14 protein-coding genes are annotated in these 18,974 nt (G+C 72.4%); 7 read left to right on the plus strand and 7 right to left on the minus strand.

Annotated features, from left to right (window positions below; translation table 11 throughout):
- Window positions 1–98: 98 nt before the first annotated feature.
- Complete coding sequence (locus ACN6LD_RS26340; RefSeq protein WP_319193064.1) at window positions 99–773, plus strand: TetR/AcrR family transcriptional regulator; 675 nt, start codon at window positions 99–101, stop codon at window positions 771–773.
- Here the strand turns inward: ACN6LD_RS26340 and ACN6LD_RS26345 are convergent.
- On the minus strand, window positions 761–2,263 hold the full coding sequence (locus tag ACN6LD_RS26345; protein ID WP_319193066.1) for an LVIVD repeat-containing protein: 1,503 nt from the start codon (window positions 2,261–2,263) through the stop codon (window positions 761–763). The two genes, ACN6LD_RS26340 and ACN6LD_RS26345, sit on opposite strands and share 13 nt — an antisense overlap.
- 189 nt (window positions 2,264–2,452) lie before the next feature.
- Here ACN6LD_RS26345 and ACN6LD_RS26350 point away from each other — a divergent pair, with 189 nt between their 5' ends.
- A complete protein-coding gene (locus ACN6LD_RS26350; RefSeq protein ID WP_319193068.1) occupies window positions 2,453–3,091 on the plus strand; it encodes a DUF305 domain-containing protein in 639 nt (212 codons plus the stop codon).
- 115 nt (window positions 3,092–3,206) lie between these two features.
- Here ACN6LD_RS26350 and ACN6LD_RS26355 read toward each other — a convergent pair whose 3' ends face one another.
- A complete protein-coding gene (locus tag ACN6LD_RS26355) occupies window positions 3,207–3,785 on the minus strand; it encodes a DUF6214 family protein (protein WP_415924924.1) in 579 nt (192 codons plus the stop codon).
- A gap of 206 nt (window positions 3,786–3,991) precedes the next feature.
- On the opposite strand from ACN6LD_RS26355, the gene ACN6LD_RS26360 reads away from it, so the two are divergent.
- Complete coding sequence (locus ACN6LD_RS26360; protein ID WP_445044458.1) at window positions 3,992–5,362, plus strand: FAD-dependent oxidoreductase; 1,371 nt, start codon at window positions 3,992–3,994, stop codon at window positions 5,360–5,362.
- A gap of 156 nt (window positions 5,363–5,518) precedes the next feature.
- Here ACN6LD_RS26360 and helR read toward each other — a convergent pair whose 3' ends face one another.
- Complete coding sequence (helR, locus tag ACN6LD_RS26365; protein WP_319193081.1) at window positions 5,519–7,687, minus strand: RNA polymerase recycling motor ATPase HelR; 2,169 nt, start codon at window positions 7,685–7,687, stop codon at window positions 5,519–5,521.
- 265 nt (window positions 7,688–7,952) lie between these two features.
- On the minus strand, window positions 7,953–9,263 hold the full coding sequence (locus tag ACN6LD_RS26370; protein ID WP_445044459.1) for an extracellular catalytic domain type 1 short-chain-length polyhydroxyalkanoate depolymerase: 1,311 nt from the start codon (window positions 9,261–9,263) through the stop codon (window positions 7,953–7,955).
- Between the two features lie 427 nt (window positions 9,264–9,690).
- Between ACN6LD_RS26370 and ACN6LD_RS26375 the strand changes: the two genes are divergently transcribed.
- Complete coding sequence (locus tag ACN6LD_RS26375; protein WP_445044460.1) at window positions 9,691–10,509, plus strand: pectate lyase; 819 nt, start codon at window positions 9,691–9,693, stop codon at window positions 10,507–10,509.
- 93 nt (window positions 10,510–10,602) lie between these two features.
- Here ACN6LD_RS26375 and ACN6LD_RS26380 read toward each other — a convergent pair whose 3' ends face one another.
- Entirely contained in the window at window positions 10,603–11,361 is a 759-nt protein-coding gene (locus tag ACN6LD_RS26380) for a PaaX family transcriptional regulator C-terminal domain-containing protein (RefSeq protein WP_445044461.1), read from the minus strand.
- A gap of 73 nt (window positions 11,362–11,434) precedes the next feature.
- Here ACN6LD_RS26380 and ACN6LD_RS26385 point away from each other — a divergent pair, with 73 nt between their 5' ends.
- Together ACN6LD_RS26385 and ACN6LD_RS26390 are read left to right on the plus strand one after the other, a co-directional pair.
- Complete coding sequence (locus tag ACN6LD_RS26385; protein ID WP_445044462.1) at window positions 11,435–13,216, plus strand: acyl-CoA dehydrogenase family protein; 1,782 nt, start codon at window positions 11,435–11,437, stop codon at window positions 13,214–13,216.
- 90 nt (window positions 13,217–13,306) lie between these two features.
- The gene (locus ACN6LD_RS26390) at window positions 13,307–15,592 is read left to right on the plus strand and encodes a HEAT repeat domain-containing protein (RefSeq protein ID WP_445044463.1); all 2,286 of its coding nucleotides are present in this window, start codon (window positions 13,307–13,309) and stop codon (window positions 15,590–15,592) included.
- A gap of 117 nt (window positions 15,593–15,709) precedes the next feature.
- Here the strand turns inward: ACN6LD_RS26390 and ACN6LD_RS26395 are convergent, their stop codons facing one another.
- The gene (locus ACN6LD_RS26395; protein WP_319197210.1) at window positions 15,710–16,291 is read right to left on the minus strand and encodes an Rv1733c family protein; all 582 of its coding nucleotides are present in this window, start codon (window positions 16,289–16,291) and stop codon (window positions 15,710–15,712) included.
- Window positions 16,292–16,503: 212 nt separating this feature from the next.
- Here ACN6LD_RS26395 and ACN6LD_RS26400 point away from each other — a divergent pair, with 212 nt between their 5' ends.
- A complete protein-coding gene (locus ACN6LD_RS26400) occupies window positions 16,504–17,658 on the plus strand; it encodes a WD40/YVTN/BNR-like repeat-containing protein (protein ID WP_445044464.1) in 1,155 nt (384 codons plus the stop codon).
- 226 nt (window positions 17,659–17,884) lie between these two features.
- Here ACN6LD_RS26400 and ACN6LD_RS26405 read toward each other — a convergent pair whose 3' ends face one another.
- Window positions 17,885–18,850 (minus strand): alpha/beta fold hydrolase, encoded by a 966-nt coding sequence (locus tag ACN6LD_RS26405; protein ID WP_445044465.1) that lies wholly within the window; start codon window positions 18,848–18,850, stop codon window positions 17,885–17,887.
- Window positions 18,851–18,974: the final 124 nt, after the last annotated feature.

Below are 18,974 nucleotides of genomic sequence, written 5' to 3' on the forward strand. Positions count from 1 at the left end.
GTCGCCCAGAGCAGGCGCCGACCCGGTGCGCTCCGCCGGAGCGACCGGGACGTCCTGAGTATAGTTGGCTGGCAGCCAGTCAACACAGGAGTTACAGGATGTCCCCGCGCAGCGCCTCGGTCAATGAAGAATTGCGGCGTCGTTCCCGGGAGCGACTGCTGCAGGCGGCTGTGGAGCTGGTGGGCGAGCGCGGCTACGAGGCGACCACGCTCGGCGACATCGCGGACCGGGCCGGCTCGGCGCGCGGTCTGGTGTCGTACTACTTTCCCGGCAAGCGGCAGCTGGTGCAGTCGGCGGTGCACCGGCTGATGCACCGCACCCTGGAGGAGGCGCTGGAACGCGAGCCGCACACCGAGGACGGCCGGGAGCGGATGGCGCGGGCCATCGACGCGATCACGGGGCTGGCCCAGGACCGTACCGTGCTGATGCGCCAGCACATGGCGGGGCTGCTGCAGGCCGAGGGCTTCGTGCAGTGCCCGGAGCAGCAGCGGCTGGCCGAGCTGCTCCGGGAGACGGCAGCCCGGCACGGAGCGCAGGACCTCGAGCACGACTATCCGATGCTGCGCTCCCAGTTGATGGGCGCGGTCTACGCGATGGTCCTGCCCAACGTGCCCCTGCCGCTGACGACACTGCGCGCCGAGCTCTTCGCGCGCTACCGGCTCGACTGGGAGCTGGGCGTCCCGCCGGACGCCGAGGCGCCCGGCGGGGGGTCCGCCGCCGATCTGTCGCGGTTCTTCGCGACCGGCCCGCCGTCCGGCGATCAGTCGAAGTAGTCCGGCTGGGTCTGGACGTTGAGCTCGCGCAGATGGATTCGCCCGGCCGGATCCGTGCGCCGGTCGCTGAGCTTGAGCACATCGAAGCCCTTGGCGATGTCGTTCGAGTAGATGTAGCCGTTGTAGTAGTACGCCGACCACGCACCGCCGGTCTGCAGGGTCGTGGTGCTCAGCGGACCGCGCTCGAAGTAGGCGATCTCCCTGGGCTTCGCCGAGTCGGTGAAGTCCCAGACGGAGACACCGCCTTGGTACCAGGCCTGGACCATGAGGTCCTTGCCCTTGACCGGGATCAGCGAGCCGTTGTGGGCGACGCAGTTCTCGGTGGCCGCCTGGTAGCGCGGGATCTTGTAGTAGCTGCGGAAGACGAGCTTGCGCTTGTCGCCCTTGCCGGTGATGTCGTAGATGCCGTCGGCGCCGCGGGTGGGGCCGGTCGCCGCGTCACAGGTGGCCGCGCCGCCGCCGCCCAGCTCATCGGTGAAGACGACCTTGTTCGCCTTCTGGTTGAAGGTGGCCGAGTGCCAGAAGGCGAAGTTGACGTTGTCCTGCACCCGGTCGATGACCTTCGGGTGCTCCGGGTCCCTGATGGAGAACAGGATGCCGTCGCCCATGCAGGCGCCGGCCGCCAGGTCCTTCTCCGGCAGCACGGTGATGTCGTGGCAGCCGGTCGTCTTGGAGACTCCGGGGTTGGTCGGACCGCCCGGGTTGCCGCCGCCGTCCGGGCCGTCGCCGGGGAACAGCACGGGGAAGCCGACGACCGCCGCCTTCTCGGGCGCGTTGCGCGGCACCTTGATGACGGAGATGCCGTCGTGCGGGGGCTGGCAGTCGGGGTAGGCGGCGTTGGGCGAGTACGAGGAGACATAGAGGTAGACGTTCTTGCCCTCGGGCACCAGGGTGTGGGTGTGCGAACCGCATGCGGTCTCCACGGCGGCGACGTACTTCGGGTTCCTCTTGTCGCTGATGTCGAAGACCTTCATGCCCTCCCACGAGGACTTCTCGGTGACCGGCTGCGTGGTGCTGTTGCAACTGCTGTCGCTGCGCGAGGAGTCGGTCGACAGGAAGAGCAGGTTGCCGGAGACGGAGACGTCGTTCTGCGAGCCCGGGCAGAGCACCTGGGCCACGGTCTTCGGCGCCTTCGGGTTGCCGATGTCGAAGATGCGAAAGCCGTCGTAGTTGCCGGCGAAGGCGTACCGGCCCTGGAAGGCCAGGTCCGAATTGGTGCCCGGCAAGGCGTCCTTGGGGATGTTCGTCAGGTGCTGGATGTTGTCGGAATGGACGATCTCGTCCTGTCCGGGTATCTCGCCGGCGGCGATCGCGGCACTCGCCTGGGTCCGGGCGTCGCGGGTCACCTCCCGCTCAGCGGCGGGGCCGTCCCCCGGGTCGGGGGTCGCGGCCGCCGGGACCGCTGTCAGCAGCGCGGCCAGGAGCCCGGTGCAGGCGGCGGCGGCTTTCCACCGTCTGCGTCGTGTTCGAGGATCGTTCGACAGGGTCACTGCATCCTCCCTAGTCACCGTTCGCGCGGGAACGGTTCACGGTGCTCCGAAGTATCGTCTTCATCATGCACATATCAAGGGTCGGCAATGCACTCGTCACGAATGATTCGGTTCGGCGGTGCTGTCGGCGGTGCATGGATTCGGACGAGGGCGGACCCGCCCTCGACTCGCCTGCCCCAGGAGGTCGTTGTGCTCGTCCGCCGCGCGCCCCTCGCGTCAGCCTCGCTGCTCCTCGCCCTGGCTCTCGCCGGCTGTGACTCGGGCACGGACGCCGGGTCGGGCGCGGTGAGCGGCCCATCTGTGATCGCCCCGGGCAAGCCGGGTGAGGCGAACCGCACCCTCTCGGCACAGGACGCGGCCGAGCAGCGCGCCGACGACGACACGCCCAACTCCGCCGACGTGTCCTACGCGCGGAAGATGATCGAACACCACGCCCAGGCCCTGGAGATGACCGCGCTCGTGCCGGACCGCGCCGCATCGGGGGACGTCAAACGCCTCGCCCAGCGCATCTCCGCCGCGCAGGGGCCGGAGATCAAGGCCATGGAGGGCTGGCTCACCACTCATGGCCAAAAGACGACGGGCGGCGGGCACACGCACATGGCGATGCCCGGCATGGCGACCCCGGCCCAGCTGACCGCATTGCGGGCGGCCCGCGGCAAGGCGTTCGACACGCTCTTCCTCACCCTGATGATCACTCACCACGAGGGTGCGCTCACGATGGCCGCGGACGTCAAGGCGCAGGGCAACAACGTACGGGTCGAGGAGATGGCGGACGACGTGATCGCGCAGCAGACGAGCGAGATCACGCGGATGAACGGGATGCGCTGACACCTCCCGACGCCCCGACCCCTCGGAGTCCCGACACCCCGGCGCCGCGCGTGATCTTCGGCGCCGGGGCCGGGCATTCAGCGGCCGGCGTGACGTTCAACGGCCGGCATGACGTTCAGCGTCGGGCGTGACGTGGCGTCAGGTACCCGGCGTCACGTGCCCGGGCGATCAGCCGCAGTGACCGGCGCCTGCTGTGCCCCGTCGCGCACATGACCGCGAGGACGGGGTCCACTCCCTCTTCCTGTGCCGCCCGGTACTCCTGGGCCGCCAGCCATCGCCCTTCGACACCGCGCGGCCAGACCGGTCGGGCCCGCCGGAGCCCGAAGAGCTCCTCGGCGCAGCGCCCGGCCTCCGTCGGGTGGTCGGCGCCCTCCACACCCTCCACGCCCTCCGTGCCGCCCATGATGTTCAGGACGCCCATGCCGTTCAGGCCGTTCAGGCTCGGCGCCGCGTCCGGCGCGGGTTCGCCCTCGTCTTCGTCGGGTCCGTCGAAGAGGGGCCCCTCGATCCAGTCCGCGAGCAGGGTCAGGTCGACGAGGGACAGAGCCGGCCGTGCGCGGATGTCCTCGATGGAGACCCGGCCCCCGCTGACGACGGCAAGCAGATCGACACGCGCCCCGTCGGCGAACGACAGCCGGACATGGAACCAGGAAGTGGCGCCTCCCGCCTCCTGGACCTCCCACGCCGGCCACACGGACACCGTGCCGTCCTCGGCGGAACGATCAGAAAGATTAAGAAACGATGCTTCTAGCACATACGCAACGTAACCGCATGATCACTTTCCATACGAACGGACACGCGTGCGGCGCGATCGTACGCACCCTGTCAGCGGAGCCGTGACGGTGCGATGCTGGAGACACCAGCGAATCTCCTCCGACCTCCGGGGTAAGGAGTTCCGCCGTGCTCCGTGTCGCCGTCGTCGGCTCAGGGCCGAGTGGTGTCTACACCGCCCAGAGTCTGGTCCAGCTCGACCCGGACGTGCTCGTCGACGTCCTGGACCGCCTGCCCTGCCCGTACGGGCTGGTGCGGTACGGCGTCGCCCCGGACCACGAGAAGATCAAGTCCCTGCAGCAGAACCTGCGCGCCGTGCTCGAGCACGAACGGGTCCGTTTCCTCGGCGGCGTCCCGGTGGGCGCGGACGGAGTTCCGGCGGCCCGGCTGCGCGAGCTGTACCACGCGGTCGTGTACTGCGTCGGCGCCGCGACCGACCGACGCCTCGGCATCCCCGGCGAGGAGCTGCCGGGCAGCTGGTCGGCGACGGAGTTCGTCTCCTGGTACAGCGCCCACCCGGACGCCGTGCCCGCGCGGTTCCTGCACGGCGTCGACTCGGCCGTGGTGGTGGGGGTCGGGAACGTCGCGGTCGACGTCACCCGGATCCTGGCGCGGGGCGCCGCCGAACTGAGCCCCACCGACATGCCCCAGGCGGCGCTGGCAGCGCTCGCGGCGAGCGAGCTGAGCGAGATCCACATGGTCGGGCGGCGTGGCCCGTCGCAGGCCCGGTTCACCACCAAGGAGCTGCGGGAACTGGGCGCCCTGCCGGACGCCGAGGTCGTCGTCGACGAGGCGGAGCTGGCGCTCGATCCGGCGTACGGGGACCCTTCCGGGCTTCCGGCGGCGCAGCGCCGCAACGTGGAGGTGCTGCGCGGCTGGGCTGCCTCGCCGGCACGCGGCGCCCCACGGCGCATCCGGCTGCGGTTCTTCCTGCGGCCCGTCGAACTGCGCGCCGTCGGCGGCCGGTTGGGGATGGTGAGGTTCGAGCGGACGGCCCCGGACGGACGCGGCGGGGTGACCGGCACCGGCCGGTACGAGGACGTCCCGTCGCAGTTGGCCCTGCGGTCGGTGGGCTATCGGGGCACCCCGCTCGAGGGCCTGCCGTTCGACGCCGGGCACGGCACCGTGCCGCATCTGGCCGGGCGGGTGGTGCGCGGCGGTGAGGCGGCGCCGGGCGAGTACGTGGCGGGCTGGATCAAGCGTGGCCCGACCGGTGTCATCGGCACCAACCGGCCGTGCGCGAAGGAGACGGCGACGTCCCTGCTGGCGGACGCCCCCGCCCTCCTGCGACGGGAACTGCCCGGCGACCCGCTCGCGCTCCTGCGGGCCGCCGGGGCCGAGCCCGTCGAGTGGGCGGGCTGGCAGGCGATCGAACGGGCCGAGGCCGACCTCGGGGCCGCGCTGGGCCGCGGGGTCGTCAAGCTGCCGGACTGGGCGTCGCTGCGGGCCGCGGCGGCCCCGGCCGCCGTCGGCGTCCAGGACCCGCCGCCCCGGCGGTGAACACCTCAGGCCACGCCCCGGCAGTGAACACCTCGGGCCAAGCCCCGGCGGTGAACACCTCAGGCCAAGCCCCGGCAGTGAACACCTCGGGCCACGCCGCTTGGACGGCCACCCCGGTCACAGCCCGGTCGTGACCGTGTGCGACGGCAGAGCGTGTCAGGGACTCGTGAGGACGACCAGTCGCTGGGTGGCCCGGGTCATCGCGACATATCGGTCGACCGCGCCCTCGACGCCCGTCCCGAAGGTCTGCGGATCGACGAGGACGACCAGGTCGAACTCGAGCCCCTTCGACAGCTCAGGCGTCAGCGACCGCACACGCGAGGTCGGCCGGAACGCGGGGTCGCCGATGACGCAGGCGATCCCGTCGTCGTGCTCCGCGAGCCAGGTCTGAAGGACCGCTTCCAGCTCCGACACGTCTGCGTGGACGACGGGGACGCCGCTGCTGCGGATGGAGGTCGGGACGTTGGCGTCCGGAAGCGCGGCCCGGATGACCGGTTCCGCCTCCGCCATGACCTCCTCCGGGGTGCGGTAGTTGACGGTCAGAGACGTCACGGTGATCCGGTCGAGCCCGATCCGCTCGAGCCGTTCCTGCCAGGACTCCGTGAACCCGTGCCGGGCCTGGGCACGGTCCCCGACGACGGTGAAACTCCGGGACGGGCAGCGCAGCAGCAGCATCTGCCACTCCGCGTCGGTCAGCTCCTGCGCCTCGTCCACCACGATGTGGGCGAACGGGCCGGCCAGCAGGTCCGGGTCGGCGGTGACCAGTTCGCTCTCGTCGACCAGGCTGACCTGGGCGTCCTCGCCGCGCAGCATGGTCACCAGGCCTTCGCCGTCGTCGCCGTCCGCCCCGGAGTCGGCCACGGCCGCGATCAGGTTGTCGACGACCTGCGTCATGCGCTCGCGCTGGGCGGCGAGGACGGCCTTGTGCCGGACCTTGCGCCGGGCCTCCTTCGGGTCGCCGAGCCGCTGGCGTGCCGCGTCCAGGAGCGGCAGATCGGACACCGTCCAGGCCTGTGGATCCGCCCGCTGCAGCCCGCGCACCTCGTCCGGGGTGAGCCAGGGGGCGCACATCCGCAGGTAGGCGGGCACCGACCACAGGTCACCGACCAGGTCGGCCGCTTCCAGCAGCGGCCATGCCCGGTTGAGGGCGCCGACCAGTTCGCGGTCGTGCCGCAGCGCCTTGCGGAACAGCTCCGGCGAGACGTCGCCGCCGTGCTTGTCCAGCAGGATCGTGACCAGTTCCTCCCAGATCAGGTCGCGCGCCTCGTTGTGCGGAGTGCCCGGCGACGGCGCGTCGAAGGCCTCGGCCCAGTCGTCGGCGCTGAGCCAGACGTCGGCATCGGAGACGGTGACGGTCATCCCCTCCGTCGGGGGCGACTCGTAGAACCGGACGGCGGTCTCGATCGCCTTCACCATGTCCGCGGACGACTTCAGCCGGGCCGCCGTCGGATCGGCCTCGACCGAGGCATCGGCCCCCTCGGTGACGAGGTCGCGCAGGACGCACGTCTGCACGCCCTCCTCGCCGAGGCTCGGCAGGACGTCGGCCACGTAGGCCAGGTAGGGCCGGTGCGGGCCGACGAACAGCACTCCGCCCCTACGGTGCCCGAGGCGGGGGTCGGAGTAGAGGAGGTAGGCCGAGCGGTGCAGGGCCACGACGGTCTTCCCGGTGCCCGGACCTCCGTCGACGACGAGCGCGCCTCGCGACCCGGCGCGGATGACGGCGTCCTGGTCGGCCTGGATGGTGGCGAGCACGTCGCGCATCCGGCCCGACCGCCGGCCGCCCAGACTGGCGATGAAGGCGGACTGGTCGTCGAGCGCGGCATGCCCTTCGAGCCCCTCTGCGGTGAACACCTCGTCCCAGTAGTCGCTGATCCGGCCGCGGGTCCAGCGGTAGCGGCGGCGGCTCACCAGGCCCATGGGATCGGCGTGCGTCGCCGCGAAGAACGGCTCGGCCGCCGGTGAGCGCCAGTCGATCAGCAGCCGGCGGCCCGTGCTGTCGGTGAGGCCGATGCGTCCGACGTACAGGGGCTCGGGATCGTCGGCGCCGACCATGTGCCCGAGGCACAGGTCCAGGCCGAAGCGGTTCAGGGAGCGCAGCCGGCCCGTCAGCCGGTGGATCTCCTGGTCGCGGTCCATCGCCTCCCGGCCGAGGCCGCCGGGGGCCCGGCGCTCCGCGTCGAGACGGGAGGAGAGTTCGGCGATCGTCTGCTCGAGGCTCTCCGCGATCGCCGCGAAGTGCTGCTCGTCGCCGGCGATCAGCTTCGGGTCGGCTTTGGCGGACAGCCGGTCGGGAAGGTCGAACGCGCCGACGGTCGAGGGGGTCATGTGGTCGACATGCACTTCGTAGATCACTCATTTCCGCAGGTTCGGGCCTCGGCCTGCGATTCTGCGGGACGACGGGGGCCTTGCCGCAAGCCCCCGGGTGCGCTATACGTTGAGAGTGGCAAGGAGTGGTGTTCCTCCGTTGCCCTTTCTTTTTGCCCGCTGTGGTCGGGTTCTTTTGCCCGCTGTGGTCGGGCGGTTTCTCCGGACTTCTGAGATCGTACGCGTGCCCCGGAGGCGGCCGGACGCACCGGCCGCCCGGGAAACGTCAACTCAGCGTGCAGGAAGCACCGTTGAGCGTGAAGGAACCTGGCGCCGCACTGTTTCCGGTGTGGTCCGCCTGGTAACCGATCGTGACGCTCGCACCGGCGGCGAGTGTGCCGTTGTAGGCCGCGTTCGTGGCGGTGACCGCTCCGGAGGCCGGCGCGTACGTGGCGCCCCAGCCGTTCGTGATGGTCTGGCCGGAGGGCAGCGTGAAGCCGAGCCGCCAGCCGTCGATCGCGCTCGGCCCGGTGTTGGAGAGGGTCACGGAGGCGGTCAGACCGGTGCTCCAGGCGCTGGTCGTCGCGGTCACCCTGCAGCCCGTGGGCTGCGGTTGCGGGGCGGGTCCGGCGGAGTCCAGACCGAAGAAGGTCAGCACGCGGGCCGCCATGCCCCAGGCGTACAGGTTGTGCCCGACCCCCTCCAGACTGACGGCCTCGACCGGGGCCTGGTCACCGGTGCCGCCGTAGCGGGTACGGGTCCAGCCGGAGGCGGGCGAGTCCGTTGCGGCCGGGGTCCGGCTCACGCCCCGGACGTCGGTCCACTGCTTGATCTCCTCGCCGAAGTTGGGGTAGCGCAGCACGTCGTCCGCGGTGCCGTGCCACACCTGCATGCGCGGCCGCGTTCCGGTGTAGCCGGGATAGGCCCCCCGGACGAGGTCGCCCCACCCCTGCGCGGTGTGCACGACGGCGCCGCCGGAACAGGCGCTGTTCCACTCGGAGCCGTCGGTCGTGGCGAAGCAGCCGAAGGGGACGCCGGAGAAGGCGGACCCGGCGGCGAACACGTCGGGGTAGTCGCCGAGCAGGACGTTGGTCATCATCGCTCCGGAGGAGATGCCGGTGGCGTAGACGCGGGCGGTGTCGGCCCCGTACGCGGCGGTCACCCAGTCGATCATCGACTTGATGCCGACGGGGTCGCTGCCGCCACCGCGCCTGAGCGCCTGCGGCGACGAGACGTCGAAGCACTTGCTGCTGCGGGTGACGGACGGGTACACGATCACGAACCCGTACCGGTCGGCCAGTTGGCTGTACTCGGTGCCGGAGTGCATCGCGGGTCCGGATCCTCCGCACCAGTGGACCGCGACGAGTACGGCCGGGTGCGCGGCGACGCCGGCCGGCGCGTAGACGTACATCTGGAGGTTGCTGGGGTTGGCGCCGAACCCGGTGACCTCGGTGAGCGTGGCGGCGGGCACCGGCGCGGCGACCGGCGGCGCCGCGGAGGCGGCGGGAGCGGTGAGGACGGTGGCCGTGAGCAGGAGCAGGAGGGCGCCTAACAGGGGGCGCAGCGCCCTGCCGAGGGAGGTGACCCGATCGCTCATATGGCTGTCCCTTTCTGGTAGCGGCTCGGGAACGTCGTGCTGGACGCTCGCGAGGCGAACGGCGACGCGGAGGCAGCGGCAGCCCGGCGGGACGGGTCCGCCCGGGCCGACGGATCCGGCCGCCGTCACGAGCGTCGAAGGCTGCGTTCGCCTCGCATAGTGACATGCACATGGCCGCCATGGAAGCGCTCCCACGCCAACTCCCGCGCACCGTCCGAGGTTGACCGGGGGGCGCCCTGGCCGCCGGAACGCGTTCTGCGTAAGACATTGACTAGAAAGCGCTTGCCCCCTACGTTCCGTTCAGCAGTGTGACCGAGCCGCTCAGTCGGACCCCACAACTGGCGCACTGTTCGATCAAGTCGTTCAGGTACAGGAACATCATCCACATACTTGATCCTCCCCACCGCTTGGAAGAAGGCATCGGGACATGACTTCACCGGCAACTTCCGCACCACTTCGGGCCAGCGGGCGCACACTCGCCGGAGGGCTGGCCGCCATCGGCCTCACGGTTGGCATGATCATGACTAGCGGCGCGCTCACCCCTGCGAGCGCCGCCACCTGGCCCACCCCCACCAGCAGCAAGGCGGTGACCGCCACCATCTCGGTCTCCGGCACCAAGGACTACGGGATGCAGCGCCTCTACGGCAGCGGCGACCTCGGCAGCGGCGGCCAGAACGAGGACCAGGACCCGATCCTCGAGCTCAAGCCCGGCGCCGTCCTGAAGAACGTCATCATCGGCGCGCCCGCGGCCGACGGCATCCACTGCCTCGGCAGCTGCACCCTGCAGAACGTCTGGTGGGAGGACGTCGGCGAGGACGCGGCGACCTTCCTCGGCTCCTCGTCGTCCAACGTCTACACCGTCTCCGGCGGCGGGGCGAAGGAGGCCAGCGACAAGGTGTTCCAGTTCAACGGCGGCGGCACGCTGAACGTCTCCAACTTCGCCGTGAAGAACTTCGGGACCTTCGTGCGCAGCTGCGGCAACTGCAAGAGCGGCCAGTACAAGCGCACGATCAATCTGAACACCATCGAGGCGACGTACAAGGGCAACAAGCTCGTCGGCATCAACACCAACTACGGCGACAGCGCCACCCTCAGGAAGATCACCATCGTCGGGGACAGCAGCAAGAAGATCACTCCCTGCCAGAAGTACATCGGCAACAACACCGGCAAGGAGCCGACCACCAACGGCAGCAACGCGGACGGGACGTACTGCAAGTACTCGTCGTCCGACATCACCTACAGGTAGGCCTGCCGGGCCCTGCCGGCTCCACCGCGCCCCCACGGTGAGACGGCGGCCGTACGGAGCATCCCCGCACGACGCTTCGCACGGCCGCCCCGCCTATCGGCCCGGCCCGGACGCAGTGGCGGCGATCTCGCGCCGGTACCGCTCGTAGGCGGTGCGCAGCACCGGGCCCGGCCAGTCGGCGGGCAGCAGCGCCGCGGGCAGCACCGGGTCGGCCAGCAGATGCCGCACCACCGCCGCGAGTGCCGTGAACCGGTCGGCAGGCCTTCGCGACCGCTCGACGTGGGCCAGCAGCCCCCGGGCCGTCCGCGCCCACGCACCGAGCGGCCACAGGCTCACGACGAGTTCACGGGCGGGCGTCGAAGGCCGCGTGACGAAGTGCTGCAGAACGGCCTCGGGCTCCGCGGGCCAGGACCGGCTCAGATTCGCGGGCCGCAGCCAGACGCCCTCGCGAAGCTCGGCGAGCCGCAGGGCGCTCAGCCGGTTGCGCAGTTCGGCGCGTTCGGCCGGGCCGCGACCGGTCGCGGTGACCACAGCCATCTCCCAGTCGCCGTCCCACGCGCGCGTGTGCGGGTGCAGGGCGTCGTCCTGGCGTCGTCGGCGCTCCAGCAGCCGCTCGCTCAGACGGTAGACCCCGTCCGTCCGGCGCAGATCGCCGGCCGCGACCATCCGGCTCAGCGCCGCCCGCACCGTCGAGCCGCCGACGCCGAACGGCTCCACCCCGCGCACCAGGTCCTTCGCGGCCATTTCGGGCGGGTGCGAGCCCAGCAGCAGGCTCAGGACCACCGACCGCGCGGACAACGGGGGCAGGTCGACCTCGACCTCACCGGACTGCGCCGACACGTTGATCCGCATAAGGCCGTACTGTACGTGCGCTCCAACTATTGCATTCTTGCTGCGACTGTCGGCGAAGTGCAACATGGTCCGCATGTCCCAGACACTCGCCCAGAGCCAGACCCAGAGTCACAGCCAGAGCCAGAGCCAGAGAGACGATCGGACGCAGGCGGAATCGACGGCGCGGTCCGAGGCGCGAGCCGAGCCGCAGTCGGCGCCTCCGTCGCCCGTTTCGTCCCAGGCGACGCACGAAGTGACCAATCAGCCGCCGCCGCTCGCCCCGTACGACGCCTCCGAGGACGCCGCCCTGCTGGAGGGCCTGCGCCGGGAGGGCGCGGGGTGGGCGGAGGCGGACGTGCGCCGGATCGGTCTGCTGGCCGGCGGCGTCGAGGCGCAGGAGTGGGGCGAGCTGGCCAACCGCCACGAGCCCGTGCTGCGCACGCACGACCGGTACGGGCATCGCGTCGACGAGGTCGACTTCCATCCCAGCTGGCACGAGCTGATGCGGGTCGCGGTCGCCGAAGGGCTGGCCGGGGCGCCGTGGGCCGACGACCGGCCCGGCGCCCATGTGGCGCGCACGGCGGGCGGTCTGGCGTGGGGGCACACGGACGCCGGGCACGGCTGCCCCACGTCGATGACGTACGCGGCCGTCCCCGCCCTGCGACGGCGGCCGGACCTCGCCGCCGTCTACGAGCCGCTGCTCACCAGCCGGGCGTACGACCCGGGGCTGCGGCCGCCTGCCGAGAAGCGCGGGCTGCTCGCCGGCATGGGGATGACCGAGAAGCAGGGCGGCTCCGACGTCCGCACGAACACGACCGCGGCCACCCCGACGGCGGAGTCCGGGCTGTACACCCTGCGCGGGCACAAGTGGTTCACGTCGGCGCCGATGTGCGATCTGTTCCTGGTCCTGGCCCAGGCGCCCGGCGGCCTGTCCTGCTTCCTCGTGCCGCGCGTGCTGCCCGACGGCACGCGCAACACGTTCCGCGTCCAGCGCCTCAAGGAGAAACTCGGCAACCGCTCCAACGCCTCCTCCGAGCCCGAGTTCGACGGGACCGTGGCCTGGCTGGTCGGGCCGGAGGGACAGGGCGTCAAGACCATCATCGAGATGGTCAACTGCACACGGCTGGACTGCGTCATGATGTCGGCGACGCTGATGCGCAAGACGCTCGTCGAGGCGGGACACCATGTGCGCCACCGCAGCGCGTTCGGGGCGCGGCTGCTCGACCAGCCGCTGATGCGCAACGTTCTGGCCGATCTGGCGCTGGAGTCGGAGGCCGCCACCACGCTCACGCTGCGGCTGGCGGGGGCAGCCGACCGCGCGGTGCGCGGAGACGCCCGTGAGCAGGCCTTCCGGCGGATCGCGACCGCCGTCGGCAAGTACTGGGTCACCAAGCGTGGGCCGGCCTTCACCGCGGAGGCGCTGGAATGTCTCGGCGGCAACGGCTACGTGGAGGACTCGGGCATGCCCCGGCACTACCGCGAAGCGCCCCTGCTCTCGATCTGGGAAGGTTCGGGCAATGTCAACGCCCTCGACGTGCTGCGGGCGTTGACCCGTGAGCCGGCGACCGCGGAGGCCCTGTTCGGCGAACTCGCCCTGGCGCAAGGGGCGGACGCCCGTCTCGACGCCGCCGTGGCACGGCTGCGCACCCGGCTGGGCGAGGCGACGCCGGCCGGCGCCCGCCGGCTGGTCGAGCAGATGGCCCTCGCCCTGCAGGGCTCCCTCCTCGTCCGGTACGCCCCGCCGGCCATCGCCGACGCCTTCTGCGCGACCCGGCTGGACGGCGACTGGGGACATGCCTTCGGCACCCTTCCGGACGGCGCCGATCTCGGCGGAATCCTCGAGCGGAGCCTTCCGGCCGGTTCGTGCGACCTGTGAGTCATCGCTCGATTCCGCTTCGTTGTCGGTGAAGTGGTGCAGACTCGTGATCAGTTGGCACTTCTGGCACTTCGTCCGGGGGAGGACAACGTGTTCACGGGGATCGACGAGGTCGACTGGGCCTCACTGCGTCACGCGCACGGCAGCGCCGGGGACGTGCCGGGACTGCTCCGCGGCCTCACCTCCGCGGAGCCGCTCGCCAGAGCGGCCGCCCTGGACCGCCTGTACGGAGCGGTGCACCAGGAGGGGCGGGTGTACGACTCGACGCTCGCCTGCGTTCCGTTTCTGCTCGCGCTGGCCGCGGACGAACAGGTACCGGAACGGGGCCTTCTGCTCGACCTGTTGGTGAGCATCGGGGAGGGCACGCCTGCCGAGGGGGCGGTCGCGGAGGCCGATCCGGCGGCCCGGGCGGCCGTGGGCGCGCAGGCGGCGTTCCGCGCGGGGGCGGATGCGGCGGGCGAGCCGGCCCGGGGCGCGGAAGCGGCAGGCGAGACAGGCGTGAGCGCGGAGGCGGGCGAGAGCGCGGAGGCGGGCGAGAGCGCGGCGACGGGCGAGAGCGCGGAGGCGGGCGAGGGGGACGCCGGCGCGGCAGCGGCCGGGGCAGCCATAGGCGGGGAAGCAGCCGTCCGGGCAGACTTCGGCGCGGAAGCGGGCGTCCGGGCAGACTTCGGCGCGGAGGCGGCCGTCCGGGCGGGGGCGGACATTTTCGTCCGGCTGGCCGCCGACGTCGACCCGGGGGTCCGCCGGGCGGCTGCCACGGCCGTGGTGCGGTTCGTCGACGAACCCCCGCGCGTCCTGGGGCTGTTACGCGAGCGTCTCGCGCTCGAGCGGGACGAGCGGCTGGTCGTCGCCCTCGTCGAGTGCCTGGGTCACTTCGCGCGACGGCAGCCGGGGCGGGCGGCAGAGGCCGTGGCACTCCTCGTCGCGTGGAGCGGCCCCGCGCACGGGCCGGGACCGCGGCTCGCCGCGCTGGGCCAACTCGCCGTCTGCGCACCCGAAAGGCTCCCGGCGGATCTGGTGCCCATGGTTCTGCGCCTGCTCGACGAGCGCTCCGCCGACCGGCCCTGCCGCCCGGGAGCGGCGGGCGCGGCCGCCGTGCACTCCCTCGTCGACCGGATACGGCGGCTGCGCCCCTCCGACGAGGAGGGGAGCCGCCTGCTGCGCACCCTGCACACGGCGCTCGACGACCGGCCGGCCGACCGGATCGCGCTGCTGCACGGCCAGTTGACGGGTGCGGGAGCCGTCGACCGGTGCAACGCCGTACTGCTGGCAGCAGCGCTGGTGCGTGAGTGGCGCGGCGACCACAGTCGCACGGTGGCCCTGCTCGGCGAGCAGCTGTCGGCCCGGGAAGCCGAGGAGGAGCAGGGGCGGCTGCGCGACACGACCGTGGCCGTCCTCGCCGAGCTCTTCGCGCTGGCCGCCCCGGCCGCCGACCGACTCCACGCGCTGGCCGTCGCGCGCCCCGACCGCTGGGTGCAGCGGTGGCCGCGCGAGGCTCCCCTGCTCGGCCGAGCGCTCCACGCCCTGGCCCGGACCGGAGACCCGCGGGCCGTGCCCCTGCTGGCCCAGGTGGTGGCGGGTCCGGTCGTCCCCCGGGACCTCGGAGCGGCGGTCGCCGCACTCGGCGCCCGGGCGGCGCCCCTCGCGCCGGCCGTGCGGCGGGCGCTCGCCGCCGTGCCCCTGGAGGCGCCCGGCACGGCGACGCCCCTGCTGTCCACGCTGCAGGCACTGCGCGACGTGGAGTCCCTGCCCGCGGTGCTGCGCCTGCTGAACGGCGCCCGTACCGCCGCGGGGGAACGCCTCGTACCGGCCGCGCTCGCCGCGGTGGCCGCCTTCGGCGGGGCCGCCCGCGAGGCAGCGCCCGCGCTGCGAGCCCTGCTGGACGGTGAGCACGCGCTCGCGGCGGCGGACGCCCTGTGGGCCGTCGAGGGCGACCCGCCCGCCGTCCTGCCGGTGTTTCTGCGGGAGTTGGCGAGAGGGGACGCCTCGCGCCGGGCGCACGCCGCCCACTCGCTGTCCCGGCTCGGCCCCGGAGCCCGCACGGCGCTGCGCGCACTGCGCCGCACGGTCGAGCTGGACGACGGCCGGGCGGGGACGGCCGCCGCGTGCGCCCTCTGCGTGATCACCGGAGAGGCGGACCCCACGGTCGTCGCCGCGCTGCGGTCCGCCTGGACGAGGCATCCCCCTTCCCGCCCGGCCGTCGCCGCCTGCCTCACGTCCCTGGGCTCCCGAGCCGCCCCCCTGCGGGACCTGGCCGCGACAGAGCTCGCCGCTCCCCGCCGTCACACCGCCCGCCCCGGCGGGCACGGCAGCCACGACATCCCCGCGGACGAGGAACTGCTGCGGCTGTGCCGTGGAGTGGTGGAAAGAACGTAGGGGGACGGCGGAGCGGCCCGGGCGGCAACCCGGCGCGGGCGGGCACGGCGGGAGCGGACGGGAGCCTGTGCACAACCGCCCCACCCCGCCCCGCTGCCTCGCTGCCCCGCCGGGCGGTCAACTCGCCGGACGTCCCCGCAGCGCGTCGAAGCGGGCCCAGTCGATGTCCCACTGGGCGACCCGGCGGCGCTCCATGCGACCGCGCAGGACGCGGCCGCCCGCGAAGGGCAGCGTCGCCACGCCGAGGCCGGCCACACCGCCGACGAGAGACGCGCGCACTCGGGCCTGGGCGGCGCCGACGGGTTCGGTCACCATGCGGCCCCGGGGGTCCGTCCAGACCGTCACGGGCGTGCCGGCGGCACTGCCCGGGCCGACCCGCACCTGCCCGGTGTGCGCGGAGCCGTCCGGACCCGTCCAGCCCGCCTTCGCCCACACCCGGTCGCCGCTCGCGGACCCGCTCGCGGCGGGCTTGCCGGGGGCCCGGTCGGTCAGGCGGCCCATCAGAGGCCGCCACTCGACGCGCTCGCGCGCGAGACCGTCCTCGACGGACCCCGCCGTCGCCCACCCCGCCAGGACGCCGGCGAGCACGGTCAGCGCCCACACGCCGAGCACGACCCAGGACTCCACCATGTCGGCGCGGCGCTTGAGCGGGTTGCGCCGCCAGCGCCACAGCCACACCTTCGGACCACGGAACGCCATCGAAGGCATCCTCCTCATGAACACATGTACATCCCAGCCGCCCTCCCATACGGGGCGGGCGGGCCCGATGCTCACGGCGAGTCCGCGTCGCGGCCGTCCCACTGCTTCCGTCTGCCCGCAGGCGTCCGGGCGGAGGTGGCCGAAAGTCAGCGGCACACGACCGTCAGGGCCGCTGTGACCTGCGACGACGAGGTTTCCGGAGGTGACTGTCAGTGGCGGGGTGCAGACTGGCCGATGTCTGGGACGAAGGCGTCGAAGACGCAGCGGAGGTGATCGGCATGACCGAGGTACTGCTCGCCGTGGGCACACGCAAAGGCCTGTTCGTCGGGCGTCGGCGCGGTGGCGCGTGGGAGTTCGACGAAGCCCCCTATTTCAACGCACAGGCGATCTACTCGGTCGCCCTCGACACCCGCGGCGACCGCCCGCGGCTGCTCGCCGGCGGCGACAGCGCGCACTGGGGGCCCTCGGTGTTCCATTCCGACGACCTCGGCCGGACGTGGACCGAACCGGCCGCGCCGGCCGTCAAGTTCCCCCAGGACACCGGGGCCTCACTGGAGCGGGTGTGGCAGCTGCATCCGGCCGCGGCCGAACCGGGCGTGGTCTACGCGGGCACCGAGCCGGCGGCGCTCTACCGCTCGGAGGACCGCGGCGAGAGCTTCGAACTGGTCCGCCCGCTGTGGGAGCACCCGACACGCTCCCGGTGGGTGCCGGGCGGTGGCGGGGAAGGCCTGCACACGATCCTCACCGACCGGCGCGACCCGCGATCGGTGACCGTGGCCGTGTCGACGGCCGGCGTGTTCCGCACGGCCGACGCCGGGGCGAACTGGGCCCCCGCGAACTCGGGCGTCTCCGCGGTGTTCCTGCCCGATCCCGACCCGGAGTTCGGCCAGTGCGTGCACAAGGTGGCGAGGGACGCGGCGAACCCGGACCGCCTCTACCTCCAGAACCACTGGGGCGTGTACCGGAGCGACGACGCGGGCGGGCAGTGGACCGACATCGGCCCGGGCCTGCCCTCCACCTTCGGCTTCGCCGTCGCCGCGCACCCCACCCGCGGGGACACGGCGTACGTGTTCCCGATCAACGCCGACGCGGACCGGGTCCCGGCCGACCGCCGGTGCCGGGTCTTCCGCACCGCGGACGCCGGAAGAAGCTGGGAGCCGCTCTCCACGGGCCTGCCGCAGGAGGACCACTACGGAACCGTCCTGCGGGACGCGTTGTGCACCGACGACGTCGCGGAACGAGCCGGCGTGTACTTCGGCAACCGCAACGGCGAGGTGTTCGCGTCGGCGGACGACGGGGACAGCTGGCAGCAGCTGGCCTCCCACCTGCCGGACGTGCTGTGCGTACGCGCCGCGGTGATCGGATGAGGGGGAGACGATCGCGCCGGTCGAAGGCCCCGTCGTCCAGGGAATGACGTCCGCGTAGGCGGCGACCCGGGCGGCCTCGCGGGCGACGGGGACGGCGCGGACGGCCATCGCGGCGCCGTGGCCGGCGCCAGAGCCGTGCCGGTGCCGCTGGCCTGCGCGGTCCGGCCATCGCGGCATCACCATGCCCGCGCCGGACGGCGAGCCGGCCGGGCGATCCCGGACCCGGTCAGCCCCGGAGATCGGTGAGGAAGTTCAGGAGCGCCGCGTTCACCTCGGCCGGCCGCTCCTGCTGCGTCCAGTGTCCGCACCCCTCCAGCCTGACCGGGTCGCGCCACAGGTTCGGCATCAAGTCCGGCAGCGCCGCGATGAGTTCGGGCGTCCCCGGGAACGCGGGCACCAGGTCCCGGTCCCCGTACACATACAGCGCGGGCACGTTCACGACCGCCCCCTGCCAGGCAGCCGTCAGCTCCCAGTTCCGGTCGAGGTTGCGGTACCAGTTCAGCGCGCCGGTGAAGCCCTTGGAGAAGCTGTCGGCGAGCACGTCCAGGTCGGTGTCGGTGAACCACTCCGGCAGGATCTCGGGATCGGGCATCGTCTCCAGCCATCCCCGTCCGTGCTCGATCAGCGGCTGCTTCCCCTCGCCGGCGCCGGGGGCGTCGCCGGAGGCCATGAAGAAGAACTTCCGCAGCGTCGTGCGCGGGTCCTTTGCGAACTCCGCATCCGCAACGCCGGGCTGATTGAAGTAGTTCCAGTAGAACCTGCCGTCGAACATCCTCTCCATGGCGGCGAGCGGCGGCTCCGTCCCTCGGAACGGCGGCGGCACACTGAGCCCCGCCACCCCCTGAACCACGTCCGGGCGCAGCAGCGCGGTGTGCCAGGCGACCGGTGCGCCCCAGTCGTGGCCGACGACGTACGCCTTCTCCTCGCCCAGCGCACGGATCAGCCCGACCACATCCCCTACCAGGTGAAGGATGCTGTACGCGGTCACGTCGTCGGGGTGGTCACTGCGGCCGTACCCACGCTGGTCGGGGGCGACCACACGAAAGCCGGCGGCGCTCAGGGGACCGAACTGGTGGTGCCAGGAGTGCCATGATTCCGGGAAGCCGTGGAGGAGGACCACCAGGGGGCCTTCTCCCTCTTCCGCGATGTGCAGCCGGATTCCGTTCACGTCGATCATTCGGTGCTCAACCATGTGCAGCAGCATACGTTCGCCGATCTTCAAGCCGGCCGGCGTGCACCCAGGGGGTGAGGTGCGGAAGAACGACGTGCGGCTGCCTCCGAATCGGGGCGTCCGCCGGGCCCGGCCCCTCAGCGAG

This window comes from Streptomyces sp. SAS_272, assembly GCF_052543235.1.